Origin of the sequence: Antarcticimicrobium sediminis, assembly GCF_004348975.1 — a bacterium.
Classification (GTDB): domain Bacteria; phylum Pseudomonadota; class Alphaproteobacteria; order Rhodobacterales; family Rhodobacteraceae; genus Antarcticimicrobium; species Antarcticimicrobium sediminis.
On record NZ_SMFP01000061.1, the window covers coordinates 1 to 690 of the forward strand.

2 rRNA genes are annotated in these 690 nt (G+C 53.5%); both read left to right on the top strand.

What is annotated here, in order from left to right:
- Positions 1 to 95 (top strand): 23S ribosomal RNA (locus E1B25_RS22000); the annotation flags it as partial.
- Between the two features lie 172 nt (positions 96 to 267).
- Positions 268 to 382: ribosomal RNA gene (gene rrf, locus E1B25_RS22005) — 5S ribosomal RNA — on the top strand.
- Positions 383 to 690 lie beyond the last annotated feature (308 nt).

Consider the following 690-nt stretch of genomic DNA (forward strand, 5'->3'; position numbering starts at 1 on the left):
AGGACCGTGGTAGACCACCACGTCGATAGGCCGGAGATGTAAGCGCAGCAATGCGTTCAGTTGACCGGTACTAATTGTCCGATAGGCTTGATTTGATCCAGTAGAAGACAGACTTCTGCTACATCAAAAGCATACACACCATAAAGTGTACGACTTGAACAACATAGTTGATACCCCTGCAGGAACGCGCGTTTTGCTCCGCAAAACACGCTGCCTCCTGCTGGTCGTTCTTTGGTCAACAAAGAACGATCGGGAGCCCTTATTCGGTTTGGTGGTCATAGCACAAGCGAAACACCCGGTCCCATCCCGAACCCGGAAGTTAAGCGCTGTCGCGCCAATGGTACTGCGTCTTAAGACGTGGGAGAGTAGGTCACCGCCAAACCTAATAAGGACTCCCATGATTTCTCTCTGACGATGACAATATCAAAAATTTCCAAAACTTAGTCCTGACAACTTGCTCCGACGCCCCCAGTGGCGCGTGCAGGCGTTCCGGTTCTGGCCGCCGACCCGGAACGAACTCCTGTGTATCCGCTGCCCCAAGCTTATTGGGTATCGGCATGACGGTTTGAAGGTAACCATCCGGCGTGGACCGCAGATGGAAGCAATTCTCAGGTCGTGCCCTTGGGGGCTTTGGGTTTGCGGGGCCGCGGGGCCCATTTCTTTGCAAGCAGATGAAGTCGTTCGACGATC